We start from the raw sequence: 14,715 nt of genomic DNA, 5'->3' as shown, positions 1-14,715 counted from the left end.
CTCAGAAGTCACTAGGGAAGTGTCAGGTCCGTCGTGATGGTTTCCCAGAGGGCGTCGAACCACTTCTCGGATTCCTCCACGAACGCCGCGTCCCGCTGGCCCGCCCGCTTGACGAAGGAGAACAGCAGGGACTGGGAGCCGAGCACGTCGTACATGTCGAGGGTCTGGCTGCCCCATTCCTCCTCGCGGCGCTCCAGCATGTAGTAACCGAACAGCGCCTCCTCGCCGTTGAGCAGGTAGAGCTTCATCGGCGGGGTGAAGGGCAAGCCGCGGAAGCGCACGCGGACGTCGATGCCGTGGGTGGAGCGGAAGGCGCGCAGATTGTGGTCCAGCACCTGGGCCTGGGCGTTGCGCATCTGCAGCCAGCGGTCGTGCACGGTGTCGTCGCCGGACCGGCCGTCCACCGGGACCGGGAAGGCGAGGTTGATGTCACGGGAGGGCAGAAGGACGCGGAAGTCGATCGATTCCGGTCGGATACGGCCCTCATGGATCAGGCGGACCGGTTCGCCGAGGGCGAGCATCAGGGTCTCGGAGGTGTGGCACACCACGTCGACGCGGACGTGCGGGGCGGAGAACGCCTCGGTCAGGCGGGGTGCCAGCGCGACCATGGTGGGCTGCGGCTCCTCCCGGGTGGGAGGCGGCTCGGCGATCCTGGGCGGGCTGCCCTTGCTGACGTTGCTGAGCAGACCGTCCTGCTGGAGGGCGCGCAGGGCCTGACGGACGGTGCCGCGCTCCACGCCGAACTCCTCGGCGAGCTCGGCCTGGGTGGGCAGGCGGTCGCCGGCCTTCAGCTCCCCCGCGCGGATCCGTTCGCGCAGGATGTCGGCGATCTCCTGGGGCGTGAGCCTTCTGCTGCCGTTCACTGCGACGCTCTCCTGAGTCACGACCAAACGCTACAACTCTGATCCATCTATGGGGAGTTGTTTGCGAGTTGTTTATGAGTAGTAGCCAAGTGGGGACAACCTAATCAAAGTTGGCAGCCAACTTGGTCGAGTTGGCGGAAGTTCTGCTTCCGAAGGAGGAACCCGTGCCCGTCCTCGCCATCATCTCCGCCGTCCTGGTCATCACCGTCGAAGAGCTCGTCGAGTGGAAGTTCGGTATCGCCGGCATCGTCGGTCTGCTGCTGCTCACCATAGGCATCAAGGCCAACAGCCCCGGCGTCAGCTCCGCCGGCGCGGTCCTGCTCGCCCTGCTGCTGGCGAGGCCCGCCCTATGAAACACGCGCTTCCCGGAACCTGTGGGAGACGTCAGCTCGTGAGCTCCAGCTCCGAACTGATCGTCTCCCACAGTGCGTTGAACCACAGCAGGGACTGCTCTACGAACGTGGTGTCCCGCAGCCCCGCCCCCTGCTCGAAGGCGAACAGCATCGAGCGGACGCCCTCCGCGTCGTACATCTCCAGCTTCTCGTGGTCGATCTGCGCCTCCCTGCGCTCCAGCGTGTAGTAGGCGAACAGCGCCTCCACGCCGTTGAGCAGGTACAGCTTCACGGGCGGGGTGAACGGCAGGGCGCGGAAGGAGACCCGCACGTCGATGCCGTGCGTGGCGCGCAGCGCGAGGAGGTTGTGCCGCAGCACCTGCCCCTGGGCGTTGCGCTGGGCCAGCCACCGCTGGTGCACCGTGTCGTCGCCGCGCCGGCCGTCCACCGGGACCGGGAAGGCGAGGGCGATGTCCTCGCTGGGCAGGAGGATCCGGACGTCGACCTTGGCCGGTTTCAGTCGCCCGGCGTGAATCTCGCGCAGCGGCTCGCCGAGCGCGAGGTTGAGGGAGATCGAGGTCAGGCAGACGGCGTGGATCTCGACGTGCTCGGCGGCGAAGGCGGCGGCTATCCGGGGGCCCAGGGCCACCGTGGTGGGCAGGGGCGGGGCGGCGGGCCCGATCAGCGCCCTGGCGGGGTCGGCGGCGACCTTCGCGGGCGCCCCCTTGGAGACATTGGTGAGCAACTGCTCGGACTGCAGGATGCGCAGCGCCTGGCGGACGACGCCGCGCTCGACGCCGAACTCGTCCGCGAGCTGGGCCTGGGTGGGCATGCGCTGGCCCGCCCGCAGCGCTCCGGACCTGATCCGCGCGCGCAGCTCGTCGGCCACCTCGCGGTGTGTCGTCTGTGGCCGCTGTGGCCTCTTCCGTCCATTGACGGAGGCGTGTTCCGGGTCCACAGCCAAACACTACAACTTCCCGCCATCTTTGGGCAGTTCACTGAAAGGTGGTTATGAGTCGCTTCCAAGTGGAGATAACCAAGGAAGAGTTGGTCACCAACTTGAGCGACCTGGTCGAACCTTCCGGGTGTTGGCCATCAGGGTGACGGTTGGGGACCACCGAGTCCAAGGGGGACCGCCATGCCGCTCGTCGCCATCGTCCTCGCCGCCCTGGCCATCGGATTCGAACAGTTCATCCAGTGGAAGTACGGGCCGATGGGCATTATCGCCTTCGTCGCGCTCGCGGTGGGCCTCAAGGCCCGCAACACCCTGATCAGCGGCATCGGCGCGGTCATCCTCGTGATGCTGCTCGCCCAGTCCGGCTGAGGGCACACCACCACAGACGTCTGGCCGGACTCCCTTCCGGAGGGGAGCCGGGAGACCGGCCAGTCAGCACCACCCGCACCACCCGCACAACAACCACAACCACAACTGAACAGCTCGCTACGGATGAGCGCACCCCTGTCGTCGGCGGAAGGAGACGGGCACACCGGGCGCACGCACCGCGCTCAGAACAGGTCCGGGCACCACGGTCGCCTGGACGTACGCAGCAGGGCGTCGGCCTGACGGGCGGCGCCCGCTCGTTCTTCCCGCACCCGCCCCGCGGCCGCGAGCCGTACCGCCGACTCGTCCCCCAGCCACAACGCCGCCAACTCACCTACGTCCAGGCTGAGATCGGCGCTCGCGTCGGTCGGCGTACAGGACCCTTCGCCGTCCTCGGACGCCTCCAGCCGGTACCGGCCCCCGGTCAGCCCGCCGCGGTCGGCCACCTCCAGCACCAGCGAGCCGGCCGTCTCGTACGTCCGCGCCTCCAAGGCCCGTACGACGTCCAGGATCCGCACCCACAGCCAGTCCGCCTGCGTGGTGACGGCGGCGGCGCGCGGGTCCGGCAGGAAGCAGGGGAGCAGGTCGTCGGGGGCCCGGCTGCCGGTTTTGACCTTCACGATCCAGTCGATCGAGCACAGATACCGCCACAGCGCCCGCTCGGCGGCCGGGCTGACCGCGATCAGCCACTGCACGCTCGCCGTGTTCAACGGCTGCTTGCCGTCGCCCCAGTGGTCGTCCGCCGTGTACGCGACCATGCCGTCGACCTCGCCGGACGCCGAGCGGTACACGGCGAAGTACGGCTCCGTCCACGAGCTGTGGAAGCGTACGGCCCCCGTGTTGAGCTGCCACCACAGCTCGTTGCGGCTGACCGCACCCGGCTGGCGGCGGCGCAGCCGGTCGTGCAGCTCGGGGCCCAGCTTGCGGACGTCCTCGCCGTCCACCAGGTCGATCCGGCCGCCGTCCTCCGGGCCCGACCAGCGGGGGTCGAGTCCGGTGCGCGGCACGTCGATCGTCCACTCGGTGACGGAGGTGGCGGGGCCGAAGCCGTAGCGGCCGTAGATCGGGTACTCGGCGGCGATCAGGGTCGCCACCACGTCCCCGCGCTCCTTCGCCGCGGCCAGGTCCCGCTCCATCATGCGGCTGAGCAGACCGCGGCGGCGGTGGGTCGCGGTCACGGTGACGTTCGATATCGCGTCGGCGGGTACGGCGGCACCGCCGACCGCGGTGAGCTCCTGCGCGAAGGAACGGAACGTCGCGACACACCGCCCTGCGTCGAAGGCCCCGAGCGACCGGCCGGGCACGAACTGCTTGCGGCGCGCGTCGAGCACCTCCTCGCTCGCATGCGGCTCCCGGAGGAACCCGGTGTTCAGCGCCCGGTTCCAGTCGGCGAACTCGGTCTCGTCGATGGGACGTACGTCGATGTCGGCGGGGGAGGTCATGCCGTCACGGTAGGTGGCACCGCGCGGAGCTGTCGCACGGTTTTTCGGCGCGCGCGGGCGAACAGCGACCGGGCCGCGCGTGCACCTAGAACACCGCCCGGATCTCCCCCACTTCACGCCCCCCGCCCGTCAGCGGTGCCCGGCCGATCTCGTCGAGGACCGGGGAGTCCACGCCGAGCAGCCGCAGCGCGCGGGACAGGACCGGACCCAGGGTGCGGACCGCGCCGTCCTCCACCTTGAAGGCGAGGGCGCGGCCGTCCGGGAGGGCGACCGCCTGGACCGCCTCCGCGCCCATCTTCGACAGGGCACCCGGGACCTCCCGCATCAGCCAGGTGTCGGCGCGGCGGGTTCCGGCGACGTACTCGGGGTGGGCGCGCATCGCGTCGGCGACGCGGCGCTCGGGCGTGCCCGGCTCGGCCAGCACGAAGGAGCGGTAGGCGCGGGCGAGTCCGGTGAGGCTGATCGCCATGAGCGGGGCGCCGCAGCCGTCCGTGCCGAGGGCGGCCACCGGTTCGCCCGCCGCGTCCTCCACACCCCTGTGGATGAGCCGCTGCAGCGGATGGCCGGGGTCGAGGTAGCTCTCCAGCGGCCAGTCCCGCAGCACGCACGCCGCCAGCATCGCGGTGTGCTTGCCGGAGCAGTTCATGGCCACCCGGTCCCGCACCCCGCCGGCCGCCAGGTACGTCTCCCGCTCCTCGGCGTCCAGCGGCAGGTCCGGCGGGCAGCCCAACTGCTCCTCGCCCAGCCCGTGTTCCGCCAGCATCTTGCGGACCAGGTCCCGGTGGAACACCTCGCCCGAGTGGCTCGCGGCGGCCAGCGCCAGCCGCTCCCCCGACAGGTCGAGCCCCGCCCGCAGCACCCCCGCCGCCTGCATCGGCTTGTTGCTGGAGCGCGGGAACACCGGCGCCGTCACGTCCCCGAGCGCCAGCCGCACCGCCCCGTCCGCGTCCAGCAGCACCAGGCTCCCCCGGTGCCGCCCCTCGACGAAACCGGACCGGACGACCTCCGCGAGCACCGGCGGTGCGGCAGGGCCGGACGGGGCGCCGGGTATGGGCGGCTGGGATGCTGCGGACACGGGTGCGGACATCGGCGGTGGCCTCCGGACGGCGGACGACTCGAACGACCCGCCCGCCGCGGTCCACGGCCCGGGATCACCGGGCCGTCCCGCCTCAGACGAGCAGGTCGTCGACTTGCGCTTCCCCTTCACGGTACCTGCGGGCGATCTCGGCGCTGCAGTCGTCGGCCGTCCGCTGCAGCCGCTGCCGCCGCCGGGACACCTGCTGCTCGTACCGCACGAGCCGCCCCATCGCCGTGTTCAGTTCGCCGTCGGTGCGCGCCCCGAGGTCCGACAGCTCCACCTCGGCGAGCATGTCCGCGGCCAGCCGCCGGTACTCCTCGCTCTGCGGCGTGCCGAGCGTCACATGCCGGGCGGAGGAACGGTGCCGGGCCGGGGTGTCCCGCAGGATCTCCGGCAGCCGCTCCACGACGGACGCCTCGGCCGGCGCGGCCACCGACGCCGTGCCCACCGGCGTACGCCGGGTCAGTTCGGCGCGGAGGATGTCGATCCGCCCCTGGAGCAGCCGCCGTACATAGCTGAGGTCCGCCTCGTCACGCTGGGCGTCGCGGCGCAGGGTGCGCAGCTCGGCCAGGCTGAGGACGCTCAGATCGTGCTCGGCTGTCTCCTCGGGCAGGACGGGACTGTCCGTGCGCTGCGTGGGCGGCCGGTGGAACTCCCGCTCCCCGGCGCCCTCGTGGGTCAACGAGACAGCCCCAGGCGGCTGCCCGGTACCTGGTGTGCTCATGTGCCTCTACCGTCCCCTCGACCGGCGTGTGCAAAGCATCGTGCCACCCCAAGTGGTCGCTATGTGTCCGAGTGGCCCCGATCGGCCCCAGATGGGGGTTAAGGAGTAAAAATAGCCCGACCGGGGCGGGGCGCGGACCGCGCTCAAGCGTGTGTTCGCCGACCGGCATGATGGTCGTATGCGTGCAGTGGTGCAGAGGGTGGACGGCGCGAGCGTCGTCGTGGACGGCGAGACGGTCGGGGCGATCGAGGGCGAGGGGCTGTGCGTCCTCGTCGGCGTGACCCACGAGGACACCAAGGAGAAGGCGGCGCAGCTCGCCCGCAAGCTCTGGTCGATCCGGATGCTGAAGGACGAGAGATCGTGCAGCGACATCGACGCGCCGCTGCTGGTCATCAGCCAGTTCACCCTTTACGGCGACGCCCGCAAGGGCCGCCGCCCCACCTGGAACGCCGCCGCCCCCGGCGACGTCGCCGAGCCGCTGGTCGACGAGGTGGTGGCCCAGCTGCGCTCGCTGGGCGCGACGGTGGCGACGGGCCGCTTCGGCGCGCAGATGCGGGTGTCGCTGACGAACGACGGCCCGTTCACCGTCCTGCTGGAGATGTAGCCGGGCTCAGGGCTCGACGACCGTCTCCTGCGCCGCGGCCGTCTCCCCGGCGATCAGCCGGGCGTCCACCGGCACATTCCGCTTGACCAGCGCGAGCGCGACCGGACCCAGCTCGTGGTGCCGTACGGACGTCGTCACGAAGCCGATCTTCCGGCCGTCGGGGCCGTCGTCCGCGAGCCGGATCTCGGTGCCCGCCGCCGGCAGATGGACCTCGCTGCCGTCCAGGTGCAGGAAGACCAGCCGGCGCGGCGGCTTGCCGAGGTTCTGCACCCGGGCGACGGTCTCCTGGCCGCGGTAGCAGCCCTTCTGCAGATGCACGGCGCTGCCGATCCAGCCCAGCTCGTGCGGGATGGTGCGGTGGTCGGTCTCGAAGCCGAGCCGCGGCCGGTGCTGCTCGACCCGCAGCGCCTCGTGGGCGAGGATCCCGGCGGGCGGCCCGGCCTGCCCGGCGAACGACTCCAGGTCCTCGCGGGGCAGGAACAGATCACGCCCGTACGGTGTCTCCCGCACGACGACGCCCTCGGGGACCTCGGTGATGGAACCGGCGGGCAGGTGCACCACCGCGATGTCGGCGGTGCGGTCGGCGACCTCGACCCGGTAGAAGAACTTCATCGACTCCAGGTACGCGATCAGGGCGTCCTGGGTGCCGGGCTCGACATGCGCCCAGACCGTCTCGCCGTCGTCGACGAGGTACAGCGCGTGCTCGATGTGGCCGTTCGCGGAGAGGATCAGCGCCTCGGTGGCCTGGTGGGCGGGGAGGTCGCTGACGTGCTGGGTGAGTAGCAGATGCAGCCAGCCGAGCCGCTCGGGACCGGAGACGGTGACGACCCCGCGGTGGGACAGGTCGACGAAACCGGTGCCGTCGGCGAGGGCGCGCTGTTCGCGGAACAGGTCGCCGTAGTGGGCGGCCACGCCTTCGTCCACGCCCTCGGCGGGGACGGCGCCGGGCAGGGTCAGCAGGGGGCTCTTCATATCCGCAAGCCTACGACTCGGTAGTTGAATTCTTCAGCGAGCAGTCCTCGCACCGGCCGAAGATCGCGAAGTGCTTCATGTCCGTGTCGAAGCCGAACTCGCGCCGGAGCTTCTCGGTGAACTCGGCGGCCACCGACACATCCGCCTCGATCACGTTGGTGCAGTCCCGGCAGACCAGGTGGATGTGGTGGTGGCGGTCGGCCAGGTGGTACGTCGGCGCCCCGTGACCCAGGTGGGCGTGGCTGACGAGACCGAGCTCCTCCAGGAGCTCCAGGGTCCGGTAGACGGTGGAAATGTTGACCCCCGACGCCGTCTTCCTCACTTCCACGAGGATGTCGTCGGGGGTCGCGTGCTCCAGGGTGTCCACTGCTTCGAGGACAAGCTGGCGCTGCGGCGTCAGCCGGTAGCCGCGCTGCCTGAGGTCGCTCTTCCAGTCGGTGCTCACCACACCGGAAAGTCTAGGCGGTGTGCCCCGGGAACCCGCTTGTGCGGCGGGAACCTACTTGAAGAAGGCGATCCCGTCGTCCGGGAGATCGTCGGGCAGGGCCTTGGCCCAGCGCTCGACCTCCTCCGGGGTGACGGCCTTCTTCAGGTGGGCCGACATGTAGGGGCGCAGCTCGACCTCGGGGGTCTGCTTCTCGCCGACCCACATCAGGTCGCTCTTGACGTAGCCGTACAGCCGCTTGCCGCCGCTGTAGGGGCGGGAGCCGGCGGTGCGGGCCACGGCGTCGGTCACCAGGTCGATCTGCGGCTTCTTGTCGGCCAGCTCGCCGTACCAGATCTCGATGACGCCGTCGTCGCGGGTCATCGTCACCTCGACCTTGCGCTCGGCGTCGATCCGCCAGAAGCCGTGCTCGGACTCCAGCGGCCTGACCTTGTTGCCGTCGTTGTCGAGGACCCAGGTGTGCGAGCGGTACTCCAGGAAGTCCCGGCCGTCGTGGGTGAAGGCGACCTCCTGCCCGAAGTTGCACTTCTCGGAGCCGGGGAAGTCGTGCACGCCGGCGCCGGCCCAGTTACCCAGCAGGAAGGCGAGCGGGACGAGGTCCTTGTGCAGGTCGGACGGGATCTCGATCATGAGCAGTAGTTCCTAGCGTCGTCTCAGCGCTGGCCCTGGTACAGCTTCTTCACGGTCAGCCCGGCGAAGGCGAGGACGCCGACGGCAACCAGGACCAACAGGATTTCGAAGAAGAGTTCCACGGGGTGCTCCTTGAGCGGGGTGCGGAGTGTGCACAGGGCCGGCCCCCAGCTTACGCGTCCGGGGTCCGGCCCTTCCTGTGAGGTACGCCCGCGGCGTCAGGCCAGCAGCTGCCCCTGGAGCAGCACCGTCTGCCAGAACGGGACGGCCTCGGCGCCGCCCTTGCGGGACTGCACGATCACGGCGAGCGTGTCGCCGGACGTGAGGTAGGCCTGGCGCACCTGCTCGTCGCCGTAGGACCCGTTCTCCACGTAGGCGGTCGTGCGCACCCCTTCGACGTGCTCCCGGCTCAGGAACTTCTCGTCCCACTCCGAGTCCTCGGCGCCGCGCAGCGGGTACCGGGGGCTGATGGTCGGGGTGAGGCCGTCCTGGATCAGGGCGTCCACGACGGCCGCGGTGTTGAACTGCAGCAGGTAGATCCGCGTGCGGGTGCCGTCCGGCATGGTCCAGCCGCGGGCGGCGATGTGCCGCAGGGCGTGGACGGCGAGCTGGTCCCCGAACTCCTCGCGGTCGTCGTTGTGCGCGTACTCCTTCAGGAAGACGTCCGTCTTCAGCCAGCCGTCCGTGCCGCGCAGCGCCGGGTCCTGCTCGGCCCTCTCGGGCGCGGGCAGGACGAGTTCGCGCAGGTCGGCGTGGTGCGTGCCGGCCAGGTTCGCCTCGGACTGCGGTCCGGGGCTGCCGGACGGCAGCGGCGGCCGGGTGAGCGTCGGGTAGTCCCAGCGCCCGTCCGGCTCGGTGGCCAGTCCGGGTACGTCCGTCCGCTCCATCCGCGTGATCCCGTACGCGGTGGACGCGCCGACCGCGGCGAACACGACGACGGCGGCGGTCCAGCGCAGCACGGCACGCAGGACCCGGCGGTCCCGCTTGACCGGCGGCGCGGGCGGGGGCGGCGTCACGGTGACAGCCACGGGCGGGGCCGGGACGGGAGGAACCGGCACCGGCTCCTCGGTCGCGCTCGCCTCGGTGACGATCTGCTCGCTCATACGGCCTTCCCCGGTTCCTGGATCCGGTCGAGCTGGCGGCGCAGCAGCATCGCGGCCCCCTTCGTGTCGAGCGGCGCGGTTCCGGCCGCGCTCGCGGTCACCAGCACGTTGCCGACGTAGGCGGTGCAGACCATCGTGTCCAGGTCTTCCTCGTCGTCCTTGGGCGCCAGGTAGCAGCGGGCGTCCTTGTGGCCCTTGATCCTCGGGCCCTTGCGGAGGGAGTCCATGGCATCGAGGAACCGGATCTGGGCCCGTGCGCGCTGCCGTACGGTGGTTCCGCTCTCCATCTGGGCCAGTTCGATGCTCATGGTCAGGGTCTCGTCCGTGACGCTCCACGAGGTCCCGGCGAGGCTCTGGTAGCTGCGCATCGCCACGCCCGTGAGGTGCTGCCGGTCGATCTCCTTCTCCATCTGCTTGCGCATGCTGCGCGGCAGCCAGCTCAGCCGCTCCTTGCGCAGGGCGGTGGCACGTTCCCCGCCGAGCACGGCCTCGGGGCCGAACTCCCCGATGTCCGGACCTCGTTCCCAGCCGGAGTCCTCGTACGACACGAGCATCCCGGCGAGCCCGCCGTCCTCGCCCGCCTTCGCCGCCCGTCCCTCGTCCTTCGGCGTCGCGGGGAACTCCCAGACCGGGGCGCCCGCGTCCCGGTCGGCCCCGTTCACCGTCACCACGGTGTACCCGGTCCCACCGAGCACGGCAACGGCCAGCAACACCCCACCGGCAATCCGCAGCACCCGCCCCCGCCGCCGGGGCTTGGCTCCGCCCTCGGGGGGCACGGCACCGTCGGGGGCGGGCCCGTCGGGCGGGGGTACGGGCGTGGGCTTCAGCGCCTGCGGGGCGTGGTCGACGGGGGCCGGGTCGCTCGACGCCGGAGCAGTCGAAGCCGCATCAGCGGAGGCCGCCTCGGCGGGCGCCGGATCACTCGGCGCGGGGACCGCCGGGGCCGCGTCGGCCGGTGTCGTGTCGGCCGGTGCGGTGTCGGCCGGCGTCGTGTCGTTGGTCGGGTTGTCGGTCACAGCCGCTCCAGCTGCCGCTCGGCCAGGTCGAGGATGGTCGACCTGCTGATCGGCTTGTCGGCCGTCAGCCAGATCTCCATCGAGATGTCACCGCGCCAAACGTGCGCCTCGGCGGTGTAGTAGGGCAGGTAGCCGGGCTCCCGGGTCGCCGCGTGGACGTACGCCTCGCCGTTGACGGCGCCGGGGATCTCCCAGCTGTCGGTGCCGGCCTTCTTGCCCGCCCAGTGATGGTTGTTGTCGGCGTAGGAGCCGGCCGACAGCTGCTCCTCCTGCCGGAACTGCACCAGCCGGATCTCGACGACCAGTCCGCCCTTCTCCCAGGCGGTCGCGGCGACCCGGCGCAGGTCGTCGGTGACCAGGTCGGTGAACATCACGTCCGAGTTGGTGTACACCGACGCGTACTGCTCGATGCTGAACCAGCCGTCGGACGCCACGAACTCGGCGTCCTCGGCGCCCCGCGGCTTCTTCAGCAGCAGCCTGCGCAGATCGCCGTCGGTCTTCATCCGGCGGTCCTGCGCCGCCGGGAGCGGCTCGGGGCCGGGGCCCTTGTCCTGCTTCAGCTCCGTCTGGGCCAGCGACGGCAGCCTGGTCGGCTCACGCTCGGCCTGCACGAGATACCCGGTGCACGTGCCGGCGACGATCCCGAGCACGGCGGCGCCGGCGATCAGCGCGGCGGTACGCCCCCGCCTCCGCTTCCCCGGCACCGCCTCACCGGCGAGCGCCTCTGCCCCGGCAGGAGCCACCACACCGGCAGGAGCCACCGCACCGGCAGGAGCCTGCGCACCCGCAGACCGCTCGGCCGCCTCGACGGTCCCGCCCACTTCGGACGATCTCGCCGCATCCGGGTCGTGGACCACTTCTTCGGGTTGTTCCAAGACGTCCCCCCACAGAAGGTGAAGCGCGCATTCCGCTGCGCGCGCACAGGAGACCCACCGGCCACGGCGCGGGTTGTAGCGGCCATGATTACGATTCGGCCATGGCGAAGAAGCTCGTGATCAAGGTGACCGCGGGGGCGGATGCCCCCGAACGCTGCTCGCAGGCGTTCACGGTGGCGGCGGTGGCCGCGGCCAGCGGCGTGGACGTCTCGCTGTGGCTCACCGGTGAGTCCTCGTGGTTCGCCCTGCCGGGCCGCGCCGCCGAGTTCGAGCTGCCGCACGCCGCCCCGCTCCCGGACCTGCTGGACTCGATCCTCGCGGCCGGCCGCATCACGCTGTGCACCCAGTGCGCGGCCCGCCGCGACATCACGGAGAAGGACGTCATCGAGGGCGTACGGATCGCGGGCGCGCAGGTCTTCGTCCAGGAGTCCCTCGGCGAGGACACCCAGGCGCTCGTCTACTGAGCGGGCGGCCCTCCGGGCCGTTTCTTGCCGTCCAGCTCGTCCCACCACTCGTCCGACTGCGGATCACCGGAGGGATCGTCCCACCAGCGGTCCTCCGGCCCCCGCCGGTTCGCGATCATCGCGGCGACCGGCGGGATGACCATGGCCACCACGCACATGCCCACGGCCACGGGCACGGACCACAGCCGCACGACGGCCCAGGCCAGGACGAACAGCCCGACGCACGTGCCCATCAGGGCGAAGTAGACGTGGCGCCTGCGCGCATACATACGACCAGCGTAGGTCCGGGCACGGCGAAGGGCCGCACCCCGGGAGTCCAACCCGTGGGATGCGGCCCTCGCAGCCGGGTGAGCGACCTCAGACCGCGATCGCGACCTCGGCCAGCCCGCCCTGCTGGGCGACGACCGTGCGGTCGGCGGTGGCGCCGGGCACCAGCGCGCGGACGGTCCACGTGCCCTCGGCCGCGTAGAAACGGAACTGTCCGGTCGCGGAGGTGGGCACCTCCGCGGTGAACTCGCCGGTCGAGTCCAGCAGACGGACGTAGCCCGTCACCGGCTCGCCGTCGCGGGTCACCTGACCCTGGATGGTGGTCTCACCGGGCTTGATCGTCGAGGCGTCCGGGCCGCCGGCCTTCGCACCGCACATGTCTTACTCCTGAAGGGGTCTGGAAAGGTCGGTCGGGAGGGATTACTTGCCGGGGCCGAGCTCGATCGGCACGCCGACGAGCGAGCCGTACTCGGTCCAGGAGCCGTCGTAGTTCTTGACGTTCTCGACGCCGAGCAGCTCGTGCAGCACGAACCAGGTCAGCGCGGAACGCTCACCGATGCGGCAGTACGCGATGGTGTCCTTGGCGAGGTCGACGTTCTCCTCGGCGTAGAGCTCCTTGAGCTCCTCGTCCGACTTGAAGGTGCCATCGTCGTTGGCGTTCTTCGACCACGGGATGTTCTTCGCGCTCGGCACGTGACCCGGGCGCTGCGACTGCTCCTGCGGCAGGTGGGCCGGGGCGAGCAGCTTGCCGGAGAACTCGTCGGGCGAGCGCACGTCGACCAGGTTCTGCGAGCCGATCGCGGCGACGACGTCGTCACGGAAGGCACGGATCGAGGTGTCCTGCGGCTTGGCCTTGTAGTCGGTCTTCGGCCGCTCCGGCACCTCGTCGCCCGGCACCAGCTCGCGGGCGTCGAGCTCCCACTTCTTGCGGCCGCCGTCGAGGAGCTTGACGTTCTCGTGGCCGTACAGCTTGAAGTACCAGTAGGCGTACGAGGCGAACCAGTTGTTGTTGCCGCCGTACAGGATGACCGTGTGGTCGTTGGCGATGCCCTTGTCCGACAGGAGCTTCTCGAAGCCGGCCTGGTCGACGAAGTCACGGCGGACCGGGTCCTGCAGGTCCTTGGTCCAGTCGATCCGGATGGCGTTCTTGATGTGGTTCTTGTCGTAGGCGGACGTGTCCTCGTCCACCTCGACGATGGCGATGGTCGGGTCGTCCAGGTGCTCCTGGAGCCAATCGGCGTCGACCAGGACGTCGCTGCGGCTCATGCTTCTTCTCCTCCGGGGCAGTTGCGGCGGGGCGTGCAAGTCACAAAAGTGCGCGCGGTCGTACGGGACCGGCACACGGGTGGCCCGGGATCCGGGCAGGGGGAATACGGACGTCGAGGCGTCCGCTCAGAAGGTGCGACAGAGCATGGCGGCGACACGGCACAGGTCTACTGCCCGCCGCTTCGTGAGATCCGCCTGTCGCTTCATGGGCTCGATCGTAGGGACGCCGGGGCGGCCATGTCACCGGCGTGTCGTATCGTGAGACGCGATCGTCCGTATGGCAGGACGATCGACTCCCTCGCCTCTCCTCCTACGGGCCCCTCACCGCCCGCGTCCGGCGCCCATCTGCCCTACGGACACCGGAGTCTCACGTGTCGGACTATCCGGCCAGCCGGACGTCGGAGCCCTCGACCGTGATGTGCACGCCCGACTCCCCCGCCTCGACCTTGTCCAGCCGGATGCCGCCCGGCAGACCGTCGATCCTCTGCTGGAAGTCGGTGATCTTCCGCACGCGCGACTCGGGCAGCGTGATCGACCCGAACTTGGGCAGCGCGTCGGCCTGCACGCGCACGGTGTCGCCGTCCACGACCTTCACCGAGCTGAGCACGTACACCGGCTCGGGCAGCTTGGTGCCGAGCACGGTGGCCTCGACCTCGACCTTGATCTTCCCGTTGCCGCCGTCGGACAGCCCGACGACGTTCGCGGTGACGCCCGGGGCGACCTGCGTCGGCTCGGACTCGGCGGTCTTCAGCAGCTCGTCGTACGACACGGTCGCGGTGCCGGTGGCGCTGCTCGCCGTGGCCGAGCGGAAGTCGCCGGAGAACTCGACGCCCTTCATGTCGGCGCGCAGATCGTCGATACGGATCTTCTGTGCGCCGTCGCCCGCGGTGGCCTCGTAGTCCTGGATGCCCACCTCGACCTCGTCGAGGCTGCCGCCTGCGACCTGGGTGAGGAACGGGAAGCCCTTGATGGACACGTCGGGGGTGTCCGCGAGGTTCTCGGTCGCCTTCAGCCGGTCCGCGGCCTCGCCCTCGGCGAAGTTGACCGCGACGCGGTCGGCGATCACGAAGAGACCGCCGAGTATCACGACGACGACGAGCAGTATTCGCAGTGCACGCATGCGGTGTGTCCCCCACCCAGGCCGACCCCGACGACCGGCCGGCCGCCCAGCGCGAGGGTAACTCCGTGCGGAAGGGCGGACGAGAAATTGTCGATCATCTGTGACACCGGAGGGGCCTCATGAGGCTTGACGCGTCTCAGGCGACGACCCGGCCCAGCAGGTACACCGCGGGAGCCGCAGCGGCCAGCGGCAG

20 protein-coding genes are annotated in these 14,715 nt (G+C 70.6%); 4 read left to right on the top strand and 16 right to left on the bottom strand.

What is annotated here, in order from left to right; genetic code table 11:
- Positions 1-11: 11 nt before the first annotated feature.
- Positions 12-890, bottom strand: a complete 879-nt coding sequence (locus N4P33_RS05710) for a winged helix-turn-helix domain-containing protein (protein WP_260825160.1) — start codon at positions 888-890, stop codon at positions 12-14.
- Positions 891-1,027: 137 nt separating this feature from the next.
- Here N4P33_RS05710 and N4P33_RS05705 point away from each other — a divergent pair, with 137 nt between their 5' ends.
- Positions 1,028-1,216 carry a hypothetical protein gene (locus N4P33_RS05705; protein ID WP_260825159.1) on the top strand — a complete coding sequence of 63 codons (189 nt, stop codon included), beginning with the start codon at positions 1,028-1,030 and terminating at the stop codon, positions 1,214-1,216.
- Between the two features lie 31 nt (positions 1,217-1,247).
- Here the strand turns inward: N4P33_RS05705 and N4P33_RS05700 are convergent, their stop codons facing one another.
- On the bottom strand, positions 1,248-2,159 hold the full coding sequence (locus N4P33_RS05700; RefSeq protein WP_260825158.1) for a FadR/GntR family transcriptional regulator: 912 nt from the start codon (positions 2,157-2,159) through the stop codon (positions 1,248-1,250).
- A gap of 174 nt (positions 2,160-2,333) precedes the next feature.
- Here N4P33_RS05700 and N4P33_RS05695 point away from each other — a divergent pair, with 174 nt between their 5' ends.
- Positions 2,334-2,519 (top strand): hypothetical protein, encoded by a 186-nt coding sequence (locus N4P33_RS05695; RefSeq protein ID WP_260825157.1) that lies wholly within the window; start codon positions 2,334-2,336, stop codon positions 2,517-2,519.
- Between the two features lie 182 nt (positions 2,520-2,701).
- Here N4P33_RS05695 and N4P33_RS05690 read toward each other — a convergent pair whose 3' ends face one another.
- The 3 genes from N4P33_RS05690 to N4P33_RS05680 form a co-directional block, all read right to left on the bottom strand.
- Positions 2,702-3,958: a GNAT family N-acetyltransferase gene (locus N4P33_RS05690; protein ID WP_260825156.1), complete on the bottom strand. Its 1,257-nt coding sequence runs from the start codon at positions 3,956-3,958 to the stop codon at positions 2,702-2,704.
- An 85-nt stretch (positions 3,959-4,043) separates the two neighbouring features.
- Positions 4,044-5,045 carry an asparaginase gene (locus N4P33_RS05685; protein ID WP_260825155.1) on the bottom strand — a complete coding sequence of 334 codons (1,002 nt, stop codon included), beginning with the start codon at positions 5,043-5,045 and terminating at the stop codon, positions 4,044-4,046.
- Positions 5,046-5,127: 82 nt separating this feature from the next.
- Entirely contained in the window at positions 5,128-5,760 is a 633-nt protein-coding gene (locus tag N4P33_RS05680) for an aerial mycelium formation protein (protein ID WP_260825154.1), read from the bottom strand.
- 178 nt (positions 5,761-5,938) lie between these two features.
- Here N4P33_RS05680 and dtd point away from each other — a divergent pair, with 178 nt between their 5' ends.
- Entirely contained in the window at positions 5,939-6,364 is a 426-nt protein-coding gene (gene dtd / locus N4P33_RS05675) for a D-aminoacyl-tRNA deacylase (RefSeq protein WP_260825152.1), read from the top strand.
- Positions 6,365-6,370: 6 nt separating this feature from the next.
- Here dtd and N4P33_RS05670 read toward each other — a convergent pair whose 3' ends face one another.
- The 6 genes from N4P33_RS05670 to N4P33_RS05645 form a co-directional block, all read right to left on the bottom strand.
- A complete protein-coding gene (locus tag N4P33_RS05670; protein ID WP_260825151.1) occupies positions 6,371-7,336 on the bottom strand; it encodes a folate-binding protein YgfZ in 966 nt (321 codons plus the stop codon).
- A 10-nt stretch (positions 7,337-7,346) separates the two neighbouring features.
- A complete protein-coding gene (locus tag N4P33_RS05665; protein ID WP_260825150.1) occupies positions 7,347-7,784 on the bottom strand; it encodes a Fur family transcriptional regulator in 438 nt (145 codons plus the stop codon).
- Between the two features lie 51 nt (positions 7,785-7,835).
- Positions 7,836-8,411, bottom strand: coding sequence for an FABP family protein (locus tag N4P33_RS05660; RefSeq protein WP_260825149.1), 576 nt, complete (start codon positions 8,409-8,411; stop codon positions 7,836-7,838).
- Between the two features lie 218 nt (positions 8,412-8,629).
- Positions 8,630-9,514, bottom strand: coding sequence for a hypothetical protein (locus tag N4P33_RS05655; protein WP_260825148.1), 885 nt, complete (start codon positions 9,512-9,514; stop codon positions 8,630-8,632).
- A complete protein-coding gene (locus N4P33_RS05650) occupies positions 9,511-10,530 on the bottom strand; it encodes a hypothetical protein (RefSeq protein WP_260825147.1) in 1,020 nt (339 codons plus the stop codon). The genes N4P33_RS05655 and N4P33_RS05650 overlap by 4 nt, the downstream gene beginning before the upstream one ends.
- Positions 10,527-11,405, bottom strand: a complete 879-nt coding sequence (locus N4P33_RS05645; protein WP_260825146.1) for a hypothetical protein — start codon at positions 11,403-11,405, stop codon at positions 10,527-10,529. Before N4P33_RS05645 ends, N4P33_RS05650 begins: the two co-directional genes overlap by 4 nt.
- 101 nt (positions 11,406-11,506) lie before the next feature.
- Here N4P33_RS05645 and N4P33_RS05640 point away from each other — a divergent pair, with 101 nt between their 5' ends.
- Positions 11,507-11,869 carry a DsrE family protein gene (locus N4P33_RS05640; protein ID WP_260825144.1) on the top strand — a complete coding sequence of 121 codons (363 nt, stop codon included), beginning with the start codon at positions 11,507-11,509 and terminating at the stop codon, positions 11,867-11,869.
- On the opposite strand, the gene N4P33_RS05635 is transcribed toward N4P33_RS05640, so the two are convergent.
- From N4P33_RS05635 to N4P33_RS05620, 5 genes are all read right to left on the bottom strand, one after another.
- Positions 11,863-12,138, bottom strand: coding sequence for a DUF3099 domain-containing protein (locus N4P33_RS05635; RefSeq protein ID WP_260825143.1), 276 nt, complete (start codon positions 12,136-12,138; stop codon positions 11,863-11,865). The genes N4P33_RS05640 and N4P33_RS05635 overlap by 7 nt on opposite strands.
- Positions 12,139-12,226: 88 nt before the next feature.
- On the bottom strand, positions 12,227-12,514 hold the full coding sequence (locus N4P33_RS05630; RefSeq protein WP_010351646.1) for a DUF1416 domain-containing protein: 288 nt from the start codon (positions 12,512-12,514) through the stop codon (positions 12,227-12,229).
- A 42-nt stretch (positions 12,515-12,556) separates the two neighbouring features.
- Entirely contained in the window at positions 12,557-13,402 is an 846-nt protein-coding gene (locus tag N4P33_RS05625; protein ID WP_260825142.1) for a sulfurtransferase, read from the bottom strand.
- Between the two features lie 126 nt (positions 13,403-13,528).
- Positions 13,529-13,609: a putative leader peptide gene (locus N4P33_RS35650; RefSeq protein ID WP_350310325.1), complete on the bottom strand. Its 81-nt coding sequence runs from the start codon at positions 13,607-13,609 to the stop codon at positions 13,529-13,531.
- A 172-nt stretch (positions 13,610-13,781) separates the two neighbouring features.
- Entirely contained in the window at positions 13,782-14,522 is a 741-nt protein-coding gene (locus N4P33_RS05620; protein WP_260825141.1) for a DUF2993 domain-containing protein, read from the bottom strand.
- Positions 14,523-14,715: the final 193 nt, after the last annotated feature.

The sequence above is a fragment of the Streptomyces sp. 15-116A genome (assembly GCF_025290915.1).
Lineage (GTDB): Bacteria > Actinomycetota > Actinomycetes > Streptomycetales > Streptomycetaceae > Streptomyces.
The sequence above is the reverse complement of the archived record's forward strand: the minus strand, read 5'-3'. Positions and strand labels throughout refer to the sequence as shown.

Bases quoted from the DNA above. Each gene is read 5' to 3' on its own strand.
- N4P33_RS05695 (WP_260825157.1), top strand. From the start codon at position 2,334: ATGCCGCTCGTCGCCATCGTCCTCGCCGCCCTGGCCATCGGATTCGAA.
- N4P33_RS05690 (WP_260825156.1), bottom strand. From the start codon at position 3,958: ATGACCTCCCCCGCCGACATCGACGTACGTCCCATCGACGAGACCGAG.
- N4P33_RS05685 (WP_260825155.1), bottom strand. From the start codon at position 5,045: ATGTCCGCACCCGTGTCCGCAGCATCCCAGCCGCCCATACCCGGCGCC.
- N4P33_RS05680 (WP_260825154.1), bottom strand. From the start codon at position 5,760: ATGAGCACACCAGGTACCGGGCAGCCGCCTGGGGCTGTCTCGTTGACC.
- dtd (WP_260825152.1), top strand. From the start codon at position 5,939: ATGCGTGCAGTGGTGCAGAGGGTGGACGGCGCGAGCGTCGTCGTGGAC.
- N4P33_RS05670 (WP_260825151.1), bottom strand. From the start codon at position 7,336: ATGAAGAGCCCCCTGCTGACCCTGCCCGGCGCCGTCCCCGCCGAGGGC.
- N4P33_RS05660 (WP_260825149.1), bottom strand. From the start codon at position 8,411: ATGATCGAGATCCCGTCCGACCTGCACAAGGACCTCGTCCCGCTCGCC.
- N4P33_RS05655 (WP_260825148.1), bottom strand. From the start codon at position 9,514: ATGAGCGAGCAGATCGTCACCGAGGCGAGCGCGACCGAGGAGCCGGTG.
- N4P33_RS05640 (WP_260825144.1), top strand. From the start codon at position 11,507: ATGGCGAAGAAGCTCGTGATCAAGGTGACCGCGGGGGCGGATGCCCCC.
- N4P33_RS05635 (WP_260825143.1), bottom strand. From the start codon at position 12,138: ATGTATGCGCGCAGGCGCCACGTCTACTTCGCCCTGATGGGCACGTGC.
- N4P33_RS05630 (WP_010351646.1), bottom strand. From the start codon at position 12,514: ATGTGCGGTGCGAAGGCCGGCGGCCCGGACGCCTCGACGATCAAGCCC.
- N4P33_RS05625 (WP_260825142.1), bottom strand. From the start codon at position 13,402: ATGAGCCGCAGCGACGTCCTGGTCGACGCCGATTGGCTCCAGGAGCAC.
- N4P33_RS35650 (WP_350310325.1), bottom strand. From the start codon at position 13,609: ATGAAGCGACAGGCGGATCTCACGAAGCGGCGGGCAGTAGACCTGTGC.
- N4P33_RS05620 (WP_260825141.1), bottom strand. From the start codon at position 14,522: ATGCGTGCACTGCGAATACTGCTCGTCGTCGTCGTGATACTCGGCGGT.